Source organism: Aeromonas sp. A600620, from assembly GCF_029479985.1.
Taxonomy (GTDB): domain Bacteria; phylum Pseudomonadota; class Gammaproteobacteria; order Enterobacterales; family Aeromonadaceae; genus Aeromonas; species Aeromonas veronii_A.
Map to the genome: position 1 here is coordinate 1 of NZ_JAAKXB010000026.1, position 15,571 is coordinate 15,571.

Below are 15,571 nucleotides of genomic sequence, written 5' to 3' on the forward strand. Positions count from 1 at the left end.
GCCCGTAGCTCAGCTGGATAGAGTACCTGGCTACGAACCAGGTGGTCAGAGGTTCGAATCCTCTCGGGCGCACCATACAGACAGCCTCGACTTCGGTCGAGGCTGTTTTTTTATGGGCGACATTTAACTCTTTGGTGCGGATCCCCGTGCGCTGTTGCGGGGGGATCGCCCGTTTACCTGGCTGTTCTTGTCCTCATTTCTTCCCCTTTCTGTGATTGCGCACAGTTCTTCTGATCGTTGCACCGCCTCACTACCCTTTGCCTCATCTATAGGCGCGCTGTATGCCTGCCGTTGCAACGGCAGATGCCGCGCAGACATCACTAAGGGTTCGCTCATCAACATCCTGCAAGGCCTGCGGAAGCGTTCTGCAGGCAATAAAAAAGGATGCCGCAGCATCCTTTTGTGTCGAGATATTTACTCAGCTTTTCAACCATTTGCGAATGCGGTTGGCATCGCCGATGGGGGTGCGTTTGCCCACCGAGTTGAGTAGCACGATGGCAAGCTCGCGGCTGTCCGGTTTGGCGCGCATCACCAGACAGCGACCCGCTTCGTCAGTGAAGCCGGTCTTGGAGAGGCGCACGTCCCAATCCGGGTTTTTCACCAGCGGGTTGGTGTTGTTGAACATCAGGCTGTAGGCGGGGGCGCTGAAGCGCATCTCCCGGTTCTCATCCTGAGTGAACTGACGGATCAGCGGCTGGCGATAGGCGGCGGCAGCCAGCTTGCCCAGATCCTGGGCGGTGGAGACGTTGCGGGTGGAGAGGCCGGTGGAGTCGTAGAAGTGGGTATTACGCATACCCAGCTGTCTGGCCTTGTTGTTCATGGCTCGCACGAAGGCGCTGCGGCCGCCCGGATAGTGACGCGCCAGTGCCGAGGCCATCCGGTTTTCGGAGGACATCAGCGCCAGATGCAGGGCGTCGCGGCGGGTCACCTTGGTGCCCATGCGGATGCGGGAATGAGTGTGTTTGACCCGATCCAGATCGTTCTTGTCGACCGTAATGGTCTGGTTGAGATTCTGCTTGGCATCCAGCACCACCAGCGCTGTCATCAGCTTGGTGAGGGAGGCGATGGGACGCACCTTGGTGGCATTCTTCTGGTAGAGCGTCTTGCCCGTTTTTACATCCACGACCAGGGCGCTGCTCGAGCGTACTTCCAGTTTGGCAGGGTTGGGGGCCGCGCTGACCGCAGGCAATCCCAGTATTCCCATCAACCCGACAACCAGCGCTGCTGCGCGAATCCGACACCACATACAACCGACTCCGTTCCCATCCAAAAAAAGGCGCTAGATTCACTCATTTTTACCCCGGCTTTACAAGGGCCGAGCGGGACTATTTCTGTTATTTGCGCAAAATTGGCGATCAAAAAAGCCCTCTGGCGAGGGCTTTCGGGTCGGGCGTTGGGCGAGGGTCAATCCCGCGGCTGCGCAGCCCTGCGTTTGCTGATCCAGCGCCAGACCAGCGCCACCATGCCACCCACCAGCAGGGCCACCGGCAGATAGATGATGATATTGAAGAACTGGGTCTGGTATTCGGCTGCCAACTTGGTGTGGCTCAGGTAGTAGCCAAACCCGACCAGCGGGCAGATCCACATGATGGAGCTGATCAGATTGACGATGAGGAAGCGCCCCTGCGGCAGTTCGGTGGCACCCACTATATAGGGGTAGGCGGTGCGCACGAAGGCGATATAGCGCGCGGTGATCAGGGTGATGATCCCGTACTTGTCCAGCAGGTGGTAGACCTTCTGCTGGTGTCGCTCTTCCACGTGGGACATCAGCCGATGGTAGAGCTGGGTGTGGCCAAGGAAGCGCCCCTGCATGTAACCGAGCCAGGTGCCGACAAAGGTAGCCATGATCAACAGCGGGATCACCCCGAGAGACAACACATCCTGATAGATGAGTACGCCGGTGAGGATCAGCAGGCTGTCACCTGGCAGAAAGGCGGTAGGGATGAATCCGTTTTCCAGTACCAGAAACGTCAGAATCACACCACAGATCATGAAGGCCATCTTGGGATCGGAAAGTGTGTTCAGATCGTGATTCATAAAGGCGTGAGCCAGTTGGTAAAACTGCTCCATACTTGCAAACTCCGCAGGTTAGCTGGGTTGATCGGTCAAGGGCATGGCGAGCACCTTGTCGATGCGCAGGCCATCCATGTCAACAATTTCCAGTTGCCACTGTTCCAGTGTCACCAGGTCTCCGGTTTGTGGAACACGACCAAGGAGCAGCATGATAAGCCCTCCGAGGGTGTGATAGTGATGTTTTTCTTCTTCTGGCAGACGAACCAGCTCCAGACAGTCCTTCAACTCGGGCAGCGGAATGAGGCCGTCGAGCAGCCAGCTGCCGTCGGCGCGCCGGAATGCCCAGTTGTCCTCGCCATCCTCCTGCTGGAAATCCCCCGCCAGCGCCTCCAGCAGATCCTGCTGGGTGACCAGTCCCTGCAACTCGCCATATTCGTCAACCACCAGCGCCATCTGTTCGCTGTGGGTGCGGAAGTGGTTGAGCAGCTCGACGCCGTTGAGGGTCTCGGGCAGCAGGCTGCCCTCCTGGGTCAGGGCAGCCAGATCGATGGGCTCCCCCTTGATATAGGCGTGCAGCACCTTGCTGACATTGATGATACCCACCAATTCTGACAGGTTGCCGTCGCAGACCGGAAAATAGCTGTGGCGATACTCCACCAGCCGCTGCAGGTTGGTCTCCAGCGGCAGCGCCAGATCCAGATAGCGGATATCGCTGCGCGGCACCATCAGGGAGGAGAGGCTGCGCTCGTCGAGACGGAAGACGTTGCGCAGCATGGTGTGTTCATGATCCTCGATCACCCCGGCTTCAGAGCCCTCCACCAGCATGGCGTGGATCTCCTCCTCGGTAACGTTGGCGCTGCCGTTCTGGTTGACCCGCAGCAGCCGCAGGCTGGCATTGGTAGAGGCCGACAGCAGCCAGACGAAGGGGCGGGTCAGGGTGGCGAGCCAGTGCATGGGGCGGGCCACCAGACAGGCGATGCGCTCGGCATTGAGCTGGCCGAGGCGCTTGGGCACCAGCTCCCCCACCACGATGGAGAGGTAAGTAACCACCACCACCACGATGATGGTGGCGATCAGGCCACTGCTCTTGGCCGGGAGCCCCCACTCCTGCAACCAGAGGGAGAAGGGTTGGGCTAGCAGGGATTCGCCGTAGATACCGTTGAGCAGACCTATGCTGGTAATGCCGATCTGGACGGCAGAGAGAAAATGGGTCGGGTCTTCGCCCAGTTTGAGGGCAATGGCGGCGGAGCGGTTGCCTTCGGAGGCAAGCTTGCCGAGGCGAGCCTTGCGTGCGGTGACGATGGCGATTTCTGACATGGCGAAGACGCCATTAAGCAAAATCAATCCCAGCAGGATCAATATTTCCATACAGCAACAGCACTCCTTGAGTGGATAAGATCGCTGGCAGTGTAATGAATTTGGCGGCGATGCGCTTGTGAAAGCGGGTGATCCGGCTCGCTAATTTGATGACCGCGCTTTGCGATGGCTGAAAAAGATGGCCGGAAAAGGGAAGGATTGCCTCGCCAAACGACGTAATGGGTGAGGCGGGTGCTTGGCGAAGTGGCATGGCTGGATGGAAAAGGGCGGGAAGTCCCGCCCTTGCTTGTCATGGTTCAGACAACCCTTATCAGAATTGCTGGAACCAGCGCTGGATCTGGGCCGGATCCTTGCTCTGGGTCAGGGAGAGCATCAGCAGCACCCGCGCCTTCTGCGGGTTGAGAGTGCCGGAGGCCACGAAGCCGTACTTGGCATCATCTATCTCGGCATCCAGGGTGGTGGCGCCGGTCGGCACGCGGGCGGAGCGTACGACGCGGATGCCATCCTTGCTCGCCTTGGCCAGGGTGTCGAACAGGGTGTGGTAGAGGTTGCCGTTGCCCACCCCGGCGCTGACGATGCCGTCGAACTTGGCATCCACCATCGCCTTGGCCGGCAAGTCGGTGGCGTTGGCGTAGCTGTAGACGATGCCCACTTGCGGCAGCTTGTCGAGCTTGCTCACGTCAAACGGCGTCTTGCTGGTGTGCAGGCGGGCCGGGCTGCGCTGATAGTCGATCTTGCCGTTGTGGATGTAACCCAGTGGGCCAAAGTTGGGGGAGGCAAAGGTCTGCACCCCGGTGGTGTTGGTCTTGGTGACGTCGCGGGCATCCAGCACTGTGTCGTTCATCGCCACCATGACGCCACGGCCCTTGGAGGCGGGGTCGGAGGCGGTCACCACGGCGTTGTAGAGGTTGAGCGGGCCATCAGCACTCATGGCGGTGGAGGGTCGCATGGCGCCAACCAGTACCACCGGTTTGTCGCTCTTGACGGTCAGATTGAGGAAGTAGGCGGTCTCTTCCATGGTGTCGGTGCCGTGGGTAATGACGATGCCATCCACGTCATCCTTGGCCAGCAGCTCGTTGACCCGCTTGGCCAGCTTGAGCCACACCTCGTCGTTCATGTCCTGGGAGCCGATCTTCACCACCTGCTCTCCCTGCACATCGGCCACGTTTTTCATCTCGGGCACCGCGGCGATCAGGGTTTCGATGGCCACCTTGCCTGCCTCGTAGTTGGACTGGGTGGCAGATTGGCCTGCCCCGGCGATGGTGCCGCCGGTTGCCAGAATATGGACGTTGGGCAGGGCCATTGCCATGGGGGAGAGGGTCAGGCCGACGACGGCGGCGAGCAGGGTCTTGCGGATCGGTAGGGTCATGCTGCAAATCCTTGTGGTTGGAATAATCGCAGCAAGTTTGCCCGTTTAATAACCCGGGTCTGTGATAAAACTCACCAAAAGACAGGTGAGTACAGATTTTTAACCTGTTTTATACCTCTATGGAGATAATTTAACTCGCAGAGAAACCCTTGGCTTCGATCAGGGCGATCAGCTCGGCCTTGCTCAGATCGCTCTCGATAACGGCCTTGCTGCTGGCGAAATCGACGGTTGCGGTGGTGACCGCAGGCTGGGCCAGCAGCGCTTTTTGCAGACTGTCGGCGCAGCCACCACAGGACATGCCGGACACGGTGAGTTCGATGGTCATGGGATATCTCCTCTGTTGATGAGCGCCAGCCTAAAGCTGCCGCCTCCGGCAAGGTCAAGCCGTCAGTACATAAGACCCAGATAGTTCATCAGAGTTGTCCCCAGACTAGTGGTGAGCAGTGAGCCGAGGGTGGTGGTGGCGATGATGTTTGCGGCCAGCACGCTGTCGCCCCCCATGGCGCGGGTCATCACATAGCTGGCGGCGGCAGTCGGAGTGGCGCTGATGAGAAACAGAATACCCAGCTCCAGATGGCTGAAGCCGAGCAGGGCAGCCCCAAGAGTGAACGCAGCCGGAATGAGACAGAGCCGCATGATGCTGGCCCAGCCCGCAATGGCTGCCCCACCGCGCAGGGCGTCGAGGCTGAGAGAGGCACCGGTGCAGAGCAGCGCCAGCGGCAACGTCATGTTGGCGAAGTAGCTGCCGGTGGTGAGCAGCAGTTGCGGCATCTTGATACCGAGCAGGGTAAACGGAAGCGCCGCCACAATAGCGATGATCAGCGGATTCTTGATGATGCCGAGCAGGATGGGGCGAATGCCGGTGGCACCGCCGAGACTGCGGGTGAGGGTGATCACCGCGAGAATGTTGTAGAGCACGGTCACCGCGCCGACATAGAAGGCCGCCGCACCCAACCCCTCGTGGCCGTAAGCGTTCTGCACATAGGCGAGCCCGATAATGGCGCTGTTGCCGCGAAAGCTCCCCTGCACGAAGATGCCGCGCAGCCGCTGCTCCCCGATAAAACGTCCGGCCAGCAGCTCCAGCACCAGATAGCTGATAACGGTGGCGAGCAGGCCATAGCCAATAAACCAGAGGCTCGGCATAGTGGCGAAGTTGGTACCCAGAATACTGAGAAAGAGCAGAGCGGGCAGGGTGACCTGAAACACCAGCCGCGAGGCGGATTCGGTAAAGGGATCCGGCAGCAGCCCCAACCGCTTGAGCAAGATGCCGAGCAGCAGCACCACGCAGATGGGCCCTGTGATGGAGAGGGAGAAGAGCAGACTGGCCAGCAGATCCATGATGGGCATCCTGTGCTGTGCCCACACACCCTGACGGCGGGGCAAAAAGGGCATTCTAACGCCATGGGCTTGTATTCACAGGGGTTAATCACAACAATGTGGGCAATTCCACCGCCTAGCCTCCTGTGAGCCAATTCATGGACAAGAAACTGACCATCCTCGATATCGCCAGACTGAGTGGCGTCGGCAAGTCGACCGTCTCCCGGGTGCTCAATCAGGATCCCAAGGTGAAGCAGGAGACCCGCGAGCGGGTGGAGCAGATCATCGCCGAACATAGCTTCGTGCCGAGCAAATCGGCGCGGGCCATGCGCAGCCAGAGCCAGCAGGTGGTGGGGATCATCGTCTCGCGGCTCGACTCCAGCTCGGAGAATCAGGCGGTGCGCGGCATGCTGGAGACCCTCTATCAGCGCGGCTACGATGCTGTGCTGATGGAGAGCAAGTTCTCCCCCGCCAAGGTACAGGAGCATCTGGCGGTGCTGGAGCGGCGCGGGGTGGATGGCATTATCCTGTTCGCCTTCAATGACTTGGACTATGCCGCCATGGCGCCGCTGAAAGAGAAGCTGGTGCTGGTCGCCCGTGAATATCCCGGTTTCTCCTCGGTCTGTTTTGACGACGCCGGTGCGGTGCGCACCATGCTGGCGCAGCTGGCAAGCCGTGGCGCCCGCGATATCGCCTATCTGGGGGTGGATGCCTCGGATCTCACCACAGGCCAGCGCCGCCTAGACGCCTATCTCGCTTACTGCGCAGAGCAGGGGTTGCGCCCGCGCAGCGCCCTCGGCGATCTCAGCCTGCAGAGCGGCTACCGGCTGGCGGCCGAGCTGCTTACCCCCTCCACCCAGGCGCTGGTCTGCGCCAGCGACACCCTCGCCATTGGTGCGGCAAAATACCTGCAAGAACAAGGGCGTAGTGAGGTGCTGGTGACCGGTCTTGGCAACAACCCCATGCTCAGTTTCCTCTTCCCCAACGCCCTCAGTCTCGATCTTGGTTACAAAGGGGCGGGGGAGCAGGCGGCGCGTCAGCTGCTCGGCCAGATTGAGCAGGATCAGCCTCCGCTGGTGACTATCGCCCCCTGCCGAACCCTGTGAGCCCCATCACTTCCGACTGAACAAAAAGTGTGCTTTTTGTGACGCTGGCCACGAATTGGGAACGTTCCCATTTCGATCTGGCCAGATTGTCGGCATGCTAAATGGGAACGATACCAAAAACGCTCCGGCCGACAGACTGGCTCAAAAGGGCGATACAGACCACTATTCAATGGCGTCACAGAGGGAAGACCCATGTCCAAGATCAACGCACAGCAGCTTGCCACCCTGATCGACAAGATCGGCGGCAAGGAGAACATCGCCACCGTCAGCCACTGCCTGACCCGGTTGCGCTTCGTCCTGAACGATCCGGCCAAGGCCGACAGCAAGGCTATCGAAACCATCCCGGCGGTGAAGGGAAGCTTCACCCAGGGCGGTCAATTCCAGGTGGTGATCGGTAACGAGGTAGAGCAGTGGTACAAGGCGCTGACCGAGCAGCTCGGCGTCAGCGGCGGCAGCAAGGAGACCGCCAAGCAGGCGGCCCGCCAGAACATGAACCCGCTGGAGCGGGGCATTTCCCATCTGGCGGAGATCTTCGTTCCGCTGCTGCCCGCCATCATCACCGGCGGTCTGATCCTGGGCTTTCGCAACGTCATCGGCGACATCAAGATGTTCGACGATGGTACTCACACCCTCACCGAGATCAGCCAGTTCTGGTCTCAGGTGCACGCCTTCCTCTGGCTGCTGGGCGAGGCGATCTTCCACTTCCTGCCGGTCGGTGTCTGCTGGTCTGCAGTGAAGAAGATGGGCGGCTCCGAGATCTTGGGTATTGTGCTGGGGGTGACGCTGGTGTCACCGCAGTTGATGAACGCCTACGGCATTGGTCAGCAGACTCCCGAGGTGTGGGACTTCGGCCTGTTCGTGATCCAGAAGGTGGGCTATCAGGCACAGGTCATTCCGGCGCTGCTGGCGGGTGTCTTCCTCGCCTGGGTTGAGACCAACCTCAAGCGGATCATTCCGGCTTACCTCTATCTGGTGATTGTGCCGTTTGTCTCGCTGCTGCTGGCGGTGATCGTGGCTCACGCCTTTATCGGCCCGTTCGGCCGTTGGATTGGTGATGGCGTCGGCTTCGCTGCCAAGGCGGCCATGACCGGCTCCTTCGCCCCTATCGGTGCCGCCCTGTTCGGATTCCTCTACGCGCCGCTGGTCATCACCGGCATCCACCACACCACCAACGCGGTGGATCTGCAACTGATGCAGAGCATGGGTGGCACCCCGATTTGGCCGCTTATCGCCCTCTCCAACATCGCTCAGGCGTCTGCGGTCGTTGGCATCATTCTGATTAGCCGCAAGGAGAACGAGCGGGAGATTTCGGTGCCTGCCGCCATCTCCGCCTATCTCGGGGTGACCGAACCGGCGATGTACGGTATCAACCTCAAGTACAAGTTCCCCATGCTGTGCGCCATGGTGGGCTCCAGCCTTGCAGCCCTCATCTGCGGTTTCGCCGGGGTGATGGCCAACGGCATCGGGGTAGGCGGCCTGCCGGGCATCCTCTCCATCCAGCCGCAATACTGGGCCGTTTACTCCCTCGCCATGCTGGTCGCCATCGTGGTACCGGTGGTGCTGACTCTGCTGGTCTACAAGCGCCAGCAAGCGGCCGGCAAGCTGGCCGAAGCCAGCGCCTGAATCTGATTGTCCGGGCGACCTTGCGGGTCGCCCTCTCCCTTTTCAATTTGTGACAAGAGAAAGAGCCATGAGCCAAACACCCTGGTGGCAGAGCGCCGTGATTTACCAGATCTATCCCAAGAGCTTTCAGGATTCCGCTGCCCGTGGCACCGGCGATCTCAAGGGGATCATGGCCCGCCTCGATTACCTCAAGACGCTGGGGGTCGATGCCCTCTGGCTGACCCCGGTCTACGTCTCGCCGCAGGTGGACAACGGCTACGACATCGCCGACTACTACGCCATCGACCCCGCCTACGGCACCATGGCTGATTTCGAGGCGCTGCTGACCGCCGCCCACGCGCGCGACATCCGCATCGTGATGGATATCGTGGTCAACCACACCTCCACCGAGCACGCCTGGTTCAAGTCGGCGCTGGGGGATAAAAACAGCCCCTACCGCGACTACTACATCTGGCGCGATCCGGTGGATGGCTGCGTGCCCAACAACTGGCAATCCAAGTTTGGCGGCAGCGCCTGGGAGCTGGACTCTGCCACCGGTCAGTACTACCTGCACCTGTTTGCCCGCGAGCAGGCGGATCTCAACTGGGAAAATCCGGCGGTGCGTGCCGAGGTGAAAAATATCATCCACTTCTGGGCCAAGAAGGGGGTGGATGGGTTCCGCCTCGACGTTATCAACCTTATCTCCAAGGATCAGGCGTTCCCGAACGACGAGATTGGCGATGGCCGCCGCTTCTACACCGACGGGCCGCGCATCCACGAATTTTTGCAGGACGTGAGCCGCGACGTGTTTGCTCCTGTCGGCGCCATGACGGTGGGGGAGATGTCCTCTACTTCACTGGAGCACTGTCAGCGCTATGGCGCCCTCGATGGCTCCGAGCTCTCCATGGTGTTCAACTTCCATCACCTCAAGGTGGATTACCCCAACGGCGACAAGTGGACCAAGGCTCCGTTCGATTTCATCGAACTCAAGCGCATCTTCAACCACTGGCAGAGTGGCATGCACGGCAAGGGGTGGTCGGCGCTGTTCTGGTGCAACCACGATCAGCCGCGCATCGTCTCCCGCTTCGGTGACGAGGGCGAGCATCGGGTTGTGGCCGCCAAGATGCTGGCCAGCACGCTGCACGGTTTGCAGGGCACCCCCTACATCTATCAGGGGGAGGAGATCGGCATGACCAACCCCGGCTATCAGCGCATCGATGACTATCAGGATGTGGAGAGCCGCAACATCTTTGCCATCAAGCAGGCCGAAGGGATGAGCGAGGCCGAGATCCTCGCCATTCTCGGTGCCAAGTCCCGCGACAACTCGCGCACCCCGATGCAGTGGAGCGCTGCGGCCAACGCCGGTTTCACCAACGGGACACCCTGGCTCAAGCCAGCCGCCAACTATTCCGAGATCAATGCCGAGGCGGCGCTGGCCGACCAGCACTCGGTGTTCTGGCACTATCGGGATCTTATCGCCCTGCGCAAGGCGCACCCCATCTTCACCCAGGGGGATTATCAGGAGCTGCTGACCGGGCACCCGCAGATCTGGGCCTATGCCCGCCGCGCCAACGGTCAGACCCTGCTGGTGGTGAGCAACTTCTACGGCGAGCCGGTTGAGTTTGCCTTGCCTGCCGAGCTGCAAAGCGGGCAAGGTCGGCTGCTGCTCGGCAACTACCCGGATAGCCCGGCCCGACTGCAATCGGGTATGCTGCGCCCTTATGAATCCCTGATCTGGCTGATGGAGTAGGTAATGGAGAAGGTGGTGCGCGGTACCGAGTGGCAGAAGATGGTGGCGGGGGAGCCTTATGATGCGGCTGACCCTGAGCTCAAAGCGGCGCGCGAGCGCTGCCGCCGGCTCTATCACACCTTCAACACCAGCTGGCAGGAGAAACCAGCGCGGGATGCTTTGCTGCACGAACTGCTCGGTGGCCGCGGCCAGGAGTGTGCCATCAATCCACCATTCTTCTGCGACTATGGTGCCAACATCTTCGTCGGCGAGAACTTCTACGCCAACGTAGGCTGCACCATCCTCGACGTCTGCGAGGTACACATCGGCGACAACGTGCTGCTGGCGCCCGGGGTGCAGATCTACACCGCCGCTCACCCGGTGGCGGTGGCGCCGCGCATCAGGGGTGTCGAGTTCGGCAAGCAGGTGCGGATCGGTCACAACGTCTGGATTGGCGGCAGCACTGTTATCTGCCCAGGCGTAACCATTGGTGACAACAGCGTCATCGGTGCCGGTTCGGTGGTGACCAAAGATGTGCCAGCCAACGTGGTGGCGGCTGGCAACCCTTGCAAGGTGCTTCGGCCGATGACGGCACAGGAGCTTGAAGGCGTCATCCAGCGGTGAACAGGGGCCATGAATGCTAGTGCTATCTGATTGATAGAAAAGCAACTGTCAGATTGTTTTGCATTCAGTGCTTATGTTCGGGGCCGCTTGGCCGATACTGTTGAATGCAGGAGGAACCCTATGGATATATCAAGTTCTGCAAATGCGTCGTTTGGTTCTGCTCTGATGACGGCCAGTCTGGCCAAGAAACAGCAGACCCAAGAGGGCGAAGCTGCGCTGAAGCTGCTGCAAAACGCAGCGCAATCAGCGCCGGTTGCACCGACATCGGCCAGCGCTTCTTTGGGAAGCAAGATCGATATTCGCGTCTGACCCTAATGAAAAAGCCCCCATCTCGCGATGGGGGCTTTTTTATCTCTGCGATTTGCGGGATCAGACCGGGAAAGGAGCCGGCGCCTCGAAGGTCATCCGTTCCCCGCTGCGGGGGTGGCTGATGGTCAGCATGGCCGCATGCAGGTAGAGATGGGGGGCAGCCGCCAGCGCATCCGGATGGGCGTAGAGGTTGTCACCCAGGATCGGATGCCCCAGCTCCAGCATATGGACGCGCAACTGGTGCGAGCGACCTGTGATGGGAGTCAGCTTGATCAGGCTGTTGCCGCTCTCCACTTTCAGTTTTTCCCACAGGGTCAGGGCGTGACGCCCCTCCTCGTGATCCACCTTCTGCTTCGGGCGGTTGGGCCAGTCGACGCAGAGCGGCAGGTCAACCTGTCCCGACTCTGCTTCCGGCTCACCCCATACCCAGGCGAGGTAGTGCTTCTCGGTCTCCCGCTCGCGAAATTGCCGACTCAGCTCCCGATGAGAGTTGGGATTGAGGGGAATGACAATGATGCCTGTGGTGGACATGTCGAGGCGATGAGCTGCCGCCGCCTTGGGGTGCTGCTGTTTCACCCGATGCAGGACGCTGTCTTCATTCTCGGGGCCGCGCCCGGGGACGCTTAGCAGGCCAGTGGGCTTGTTGACCACCATGATGTCCTTGTCCTTGAACAGGATATCGAGCCAGGGTTCCAGAGGCGGTGAGTATTCAAACATAAATGTCTCGCATCAGAAGGTGGGGGCAAGCCCCCATCAGTTATGGGTAACCACGACAAAGCGGCCTTGGGTATCCAGTTTGAGCTGGGTCTGGCCGCTGTCGGTCGGTACCTTGTCAGTTATGGGTGACCACGATAAAGCGGATGGCATCCAGCTTGAGTTGGGTCTGATCGATCAGGTGGTGCAATTCTGCCTGCAGATTGCGCAGATAATCCAGTTCGCTGTCGCGCACGTTCGGGTTGACTGCCTTGAGCGCTTCCAGACGATCCAGATCCTGCTGCAGGGTCTGCGCCATCTGGGTGCGGGCCTTGTCGACAATCCCGGCTTTCAGCTCTTCGGCAATGGCCTGGCCCTTGCCGATCAGACCGTGGATCACCGGTTGGGATGCAGTCACCAGCTTGCTGCCGAGGTGGCGATTGACCGGAGTCAGCTGGCGGTTGAAGGCATCGAACGCCACTTTCTCACCCAGATTCTGGCCGTTCTTGTCCATCAGCAGACGGATCGGCGTCGGCGGCATGAAGCGGTAGAGCTGGGGATGGGCCGCAGACTCGGCAACGAAGATCAGCTCAAGCAGGATGGAGCCGATGGGCAGTGCCTTGTTCTTGAGCAGTGCGACCGAGGTGGCACCGATCTCGGAGCCCAGGATCAGGTCGATACCGCCGCGCATCATGGGGTGATCCCAGGAGAGCAGCGCCATGTCATCCCGCGACAGGGCAGTGTTGCGATCGAAGGTGATGGTCATGCCATCTTGCGGCAAGCCCGGGAAGCTGGAGACCAGCATGTGATCCCCGGGGGTCAGCACCAGCGCGTTCTCGCCACGGTCATCCTGATTGACGCCGATCTCGTCGAACATCTTGAGGGCGAAGGAGATCATGCCGGTGTCATCATCTTCGGCGGCCAGCTTGTCGACCAGTTGCTGAGCGGCGGCGCCACCGCTGGAGTGGATCTCCAGCAGGCGATCGCGGCCCTGCTCCAGTCGAGCCTTGAGCGGCTCGTGCAGTTCGCGGGTCTTGACCAGCAGGGCGTCGAGGGCTGCCTGATCGCCGGTGTTGGCGGCCAGCAGCTCGAACAGCTCTTCACGTACAGCTTCGAATACCGGGCGAGCGGTCGGGCAGGTCTGCTCGAACGCATCGAGGCCATCGTGATACCAGAGCTGCAGGGCGCGCTGGGAGGTACCCTCCAGATAGGGAACATGGATTTCGACGGTATTCTGCTGACCGATGCGATCCAGTCGGCCGATACGCTGTTCCAGCAGATCCGGGTTGAGAGGCAGATCGAACAGCACCAGATGGCTGGCAAACTGGAAGTTGCGACCCTCTGAGCCGATCTCGGAGCAGAGCAGCACCTGGGCGCCACCCTCTTGCTGGGCGAAATAGGCGGAGGCCTTGTCCCGCTCAAGGATCGACATCCCTTCGTGGAACACGGCACCACGGATCCCTTCACGGGTGCGCAGCGCCTCTTCCAGCGCGATGGCGGTCGCTGCTTCGGAGCAGATCACCAGCACCTTCTGCTGACGGGCAGAGAGCAGCAGCTCCAGCAACCATTCAACGCGTGGGTCGAACTGGGTCCAGGTGGCGTTGTCGCCTTCGAACTGCTGGAAGATCTTCTCGGGATAGAGGTAGCGCAGGGCGCGGGTCTGCAGATCGCCACCGTTGCCACCCATCATGCCCATCACCTTGATGGCAGTCTTGTACTGCTCCGGCAGCGGCATGGGGTAGACGTTGAGGTGACGCTCGGGGAAGCCCTGAATATTGGCGCGGCTGTTGCGGAACAGCACCCGGCCGGTGCCATGCTGGTCCAGCAGCTTGGCGACCGCCTGCTGGCGGGCGGCGGCATCGCTCAAGTCTAGCCCTTCCAGCTGGCTGGCGAGGATCTGTCTGGCTTCATCGCTCAGGGTCTCGCCATCCAGCAGCTCCTGCGCTGCGCTGGCGACCTGACCATAGGCCTGCTCCTCGGCGAGGAAAGCCTCATAGTCGTAGAAACGCTCCGGGTCGAGCAGGCGCAGACGGGCAAAGTGGCTCTGGTGGCCCAGCTGATCCGGGGTTGCGGTCAGCAGCAGTACGCCCGGCACCTGTTCGGCCAGGGCTTCCACCATCTCATAGGCACGGCTCGGCGCCTCTTCACTCCACTCCAGATGGTGGGCTTCGTCGACAACCAGCAGATCCCACTCGGCTTCCAGCACCTGCTCGAAGCGACGACGCTTCTTGCGCAGGAAGTCGAGGCTGCAGATCACCAGCTGTTCGGTCTCGAAGGGGTTCTCCGCATCAGCAAACGCCTCGATGCAGCGCTCCTCGTCAAACAGGGAGAAGTGCAGGTTGAAGCGGCGCAGCATTTCGACCAGCCATTGGTGCTGCAAAGTTTCGGGCAGCAGAATGAGTACGCGATGGGCACGGCCGGAGAGCAGTTGCTGATGAATGACCATGCCCGCTTCGATGGTTTTGCCCAGACCTACCTCATCGGCCAGCAGTACGCGCGGAGCGTAGCGGTGACCCACTTCATGGGCGATATAGAGCTGGTGTGGGATCAGGCTGACCCGGCCACCGGCGAGACCACGAGTCGGGTTGCGACGACGTTGGTGCTGGTTCACCAGCGCCTCGTAGCGCAGGGTGAAGCGGGACATCCGATCGATCTGACCGGCGAACAGGCGATCCTGCGGCTTGTTGAACTTGATAAAGTTGTTGAGAAACACTTCTTTGAGGGCAACGGGCTCATCATTGTCGGTGCGCACACCTACATATATAAGCAGGCCGTCTTTCTCCTGCACTTCTTCGACCGTCATGGTCCAGTCTTCGTGACTGGTGATCTGATCGCCCACATTGAAGCTGACCCGGGTGACCGGCGCCTCTTCTTTGGCATACATGCGGTTTTCACCGGTAGCCGGAAACAACAGGGTAACCATGCGTCCTTCAACAGCAACGACAGTCCCCAACCCCAGATCCGTCTCTGTATCACTAATCCAACGCTGGCCAAGTGCAAAAGGCATTAAACTCTCCAAAGCCCAAGAGTGTGTGAATCGCAAAGGGGCGCTATGTTACCCGAAGGCGTGACCTCGATCACCATGCATATAGATGTAGAGAGACCAAATCGCCACAACCTTGATCTGCTCCCGCCGCTACGCCATCTAGAGGATAGCGATCTCGCCAAACGGGTGTGTTATTGCAGGATAAATGCGCTTTTTGGGTGATTAGTGAACGGTTGAACCAAAAATGCGAATTTAATTCGAAAAGGCCCTTGCAAGCGTGATCCAGATCCCTATAATGCGCCTCCATCGACAGGGCAAGCGGCAACGCAGAAAGCCAAGTCGGTAACCTCGAAAAGCCTTTGAAAATAAGGCTTGACTCGAGAAGGCGGTTGAGTAGAATTCCATTCCCGCAGCAACACACTGTTGCGTCGCTCTTTAACAATTTGAATCAAGCAATCTGTGTGGGCACTCACAGCATCGAGCATCAAAAACAATTTTTGATTTTC

At 60.1% G+C, this 15,571-nt stretch carries 14 protein-coding genes; 5 read left to right on the plus strand and 9 right to left on the minus strand.

The features are described from left to right. Nucleotides 1-418: 418 nt before the first annotated feature. The 6 genes from pbpG to G5533_RS20250 form a co-directional block, all read right to left on the minus strand. Nucleotides 419-1,246, minus strand: a complete 828-nt coding sequence (gene pbpG, locus G5533_RS20225; RefSeq protein ID WP_005343009.1) for a D-alanyl-D-alanine endopeptidase — start codon at nt 1,244-1,246, stop codon at nt 419-421. A 158-nt stretch (nt 1,247-1,404) separates the two neighbouring features. After that, on the minus strand, nt 1,405-2,070 hold the full coding sequence (locus G5533_RS20230; RefSeq protein ID WP_005343012.1) for a DedA family protein: 666 nt from the start codon (nt 2,068-2,070) through the stop codon (nt 1,405-1,407). A gap of 18 nt (nt 2,071-2,088) precedes the next feature. After that, complete coding sequence (locus G5533_RS20235; RefSeq protein WP_005336050.1) at nt 2,089-3,381, minus strand: hemolysin family protein; 1,293 nt, start codon at nt 3,379-3,381, stop codon at nt 2,089-2,091. A 259-nt stretch (nt 3,382-3,640) separates the two neighbouring features. Continuing rightward, nucleotides 3,641-4,699, minus strand: coding sequence for an L-asparaginase 2 (gene ansB, locus G5533_RS20240; protein WP_005348754.1), 1,059 nt, complete (start codon nt 4,697-4,699; stop codon nt 3,641-3,643). 130 nt (nt 4,700-4,829) lie between these two features. Next, complete coding sequence (locus G5533_RS20245; RefSeq protein ID WP_441255245.1) at nt 4,830-5,024, minus strand: heavy-metal-associated domain-containing protein; 195 nt, start codon at nt 5,022-5,024, stop codon at nt 4,830-4,832. A gap of 62 nt (nt 5,025-5,086) precedes the next feature. Continuing rightward, nucleotides 5,087-6,037, minus strand: coding sequence for an AEC family transporter (locus G5533_RS20250; RefSeq protein ID WP_441255246.1), 951 nt, complete (start codon nt 6,035-6,037; stop codon nt 5,087-5,089). Between the two features lie 137 nt (nt 6,038-6,174). Between G5533_RS20250 and treR the strand changes: the two genes are divergently transcribed. The 5 genes from treR to G5533_RS20275 all read left to right on the plus strand — a co-directional run bounded on the left by treR (nt 6,175) and on the right by G5533_RS20275 (nt 11,386). Then, a complete protein-coding gene (gene treR, locus G5533_RS20255) occupies nt 6,175-7,122 on the plus strand; it encodes a trehalose operon repressor TreR (RefSeq protein ID WP_257688122.1) in 948 nt (315 codons plus the stop codon). Nucleotides 7,123-7,314: 192 nt separating this feature from the next. Continuing rightward, nucleotides 7,315-8,745 carry a PTS trehalose transporter subunit IIBC gene (gene treB, locus G5533_RS20260; protein WP_270905460.1) on the plus strand — a complete coding sequence of 477 codons (1,431 nt, stop codon included), beginning with the start codon at nt 7,315-7,317 and terminating at the stop codon, nt 8,743-8,745. A 67-nt stretch (nt 8,746-8,812) separates the two neighbouring features. After that, nucleotides 8,813-10,474, plus strand: coding sequence for an alpha,alpha-phosphotrehalase (gene treC / locus G5533_RS20265; protein ID WP_421353081.1), 1,662 nt, complete (start codon nt 8,813-8,815; stop codon nt 10,472-10,474). 3 nt (nt 10,475-10,477) lie between these two features. Further along, on the plus strand, nt 10,478-11,077 hold the full coding sequence (locus G5533_RS20270) for a sugar O-acetyltransferase (RefSeq protein WP_139731101.1): 600 nt from the start codon (nt 10,478-10,480) through the stop codon (nt 11,075-11,077). Nucleotides 11,078-11,197: 120 nt separating this feature from the next. Continuing rightward, nucleotides 11,198-11,386: a hypothetical protein gene (locus G5533_RS20275; protein WP_005336040.1), complete on the plus strand. Its 189-nt coding sequence runs from the start codon at nt 11,198-11,200 to the stop codon at nt 11,384-11,386. A gap of 60 nt (nt 11,387-11,446) precedes the next feature. Here the strand turns inward: G5533_RS20275 and rluA are convergent, their stop codons facing one another. From rluA to G5533_RS20290, 3 genes are all read right to left on the minus strand, one after another. Then, on the minus strand, nt 11,447-12,103 hold the full coding sequence (rluA, locus tag G5533_RS20280; RefSeq protein WP_421210244.1) for a bifunctional tRNA pseudouridine(32) synthase/23S rRNA pseudouridine(746) synthase RluA: 657 nt from the start codon (nt 12,101-12,103) through the stop codon (nt 11,447-11,449). A 115-nt stretch (nt 12,104-12,218) separates the two neighbouring features. Then, nucleotides 12,219-15,086 carry an RNA polymerase-associated protein RapA gene (gene rapA / locus G5533_RS20285; RefSeq protein ID WP_421210242.1) on the minus strand — a complete coding sequence of 956 codons (2,868 nt, stop codon included), beginning with the start codon at nt 15,084-15,086 and terminating at the stop codon, nt 12,219-12,221. Between the two features lie 269 nt (nt 15,087-15,355). Beyond that, nucleotides 15,356-15,571: hypothetical protein (locus tag G5533_RS20290; RefSeq protein ID WP_421236368.1), on the minus strand; the 216-nt coding region annotated here is incomplete at its 5' end.

What these genes read in the sequence shown, in the direction of transcription:
- G5533_RS20235 (WP_005336050.1), bottom strand. Translation starts at nt 3,381, where the DNA reads ATGGAAATATTGATCCTGCTGGGATTGATTTTGCTTAATGGCGTCTTC.
- pbpG (WP_005343009.1), bottom strand. Translation starts at nt 1,246, where the DNA reads ATGTGGTGTCGGATTCGCGCAGCAGCGCTGGTTGTCGGGTTGATGGGA.
- G5533_RS20230 (WP_005343012.1), bottom strand. Translation starts at nt 2,070, where the DNA reads ATGGAGCAGTTTTACCAACTGGCTCACGCCTTTATGAATCACGATCTG.
- G5533_RS20245 (WP_441255245.1), bottom strand. Translation starts at nt 5,024, where the DNA reads ATGACCATCGAACTCACCGTGTCCGGCATGTCCTGTGGTGGCTGCGCC.
- treB (WP_270905460.1), top strand. Translation starts at nt 7,315, where the DNA reads ATGTCCAAGATCAACGCACAGCAGCTTGCCACCCTGATCGACAAGATC.
- treC (WP_421353081.1), top strand. Translation starts at nt 8,813, where the DNA reads ATGAGCCAAACACCCTGGTGGCAGAGCGCCGTGATTTACCAGATCTAT.
- rapA (WP_421210242.1), bottom strand. Translation starts at nt 15,086, where the DNA reads ATGCCTTTTGCACTTGGCCAGCGTTGGATTAGTGATACAGAGACGGAT.
- G5533_RS20250 (WP_441255246.1), bottom strand. Translation starts at nt 6,037, where the DNA reads ATGGATCTGCTGGCCAGTCTGCTCTTCTCCCTCTCCATCACAGGGCCC.
- treR (WP_257688122.1), top strand. Translation starts at nt 6,175, where the DNA reads ATGGACAAGAAACTGACCATCCTCGATATCGCCAGACTGAGTGGCGTC.
- G5533_RS20275 (WP_005336040.1), top strand. Translation starts at nt 11,198, where the DNA reads ATGGATATATCAAGTTCTGCAAATGCGTCGTTTGGTTCTGCTCTGATG.
- G5533_RS20270 (WP_139731101.1), top strand. Translation starts at nt 10,478, where the DNA reads ATGGAGAAGGTGGTGCGCGGTACCGAGTGGCAGAAGATGGTGGCGGGG.
- ansB (WP_005348754.1), bottom strand. Translation starts at nt 4,699, where the DNA reads ATGACCCTACCGATCCGCAAGACCCTGCTCGCCGCCGTCGTCGGCCTG.
- rluA (WP_421210244.1), bottom strand. Translation starts at nt 12,103, where the DNA reads ATGTTTGAATACTCACCGCCTCTGGAACCCTGGCTCGATATCCTGTTC.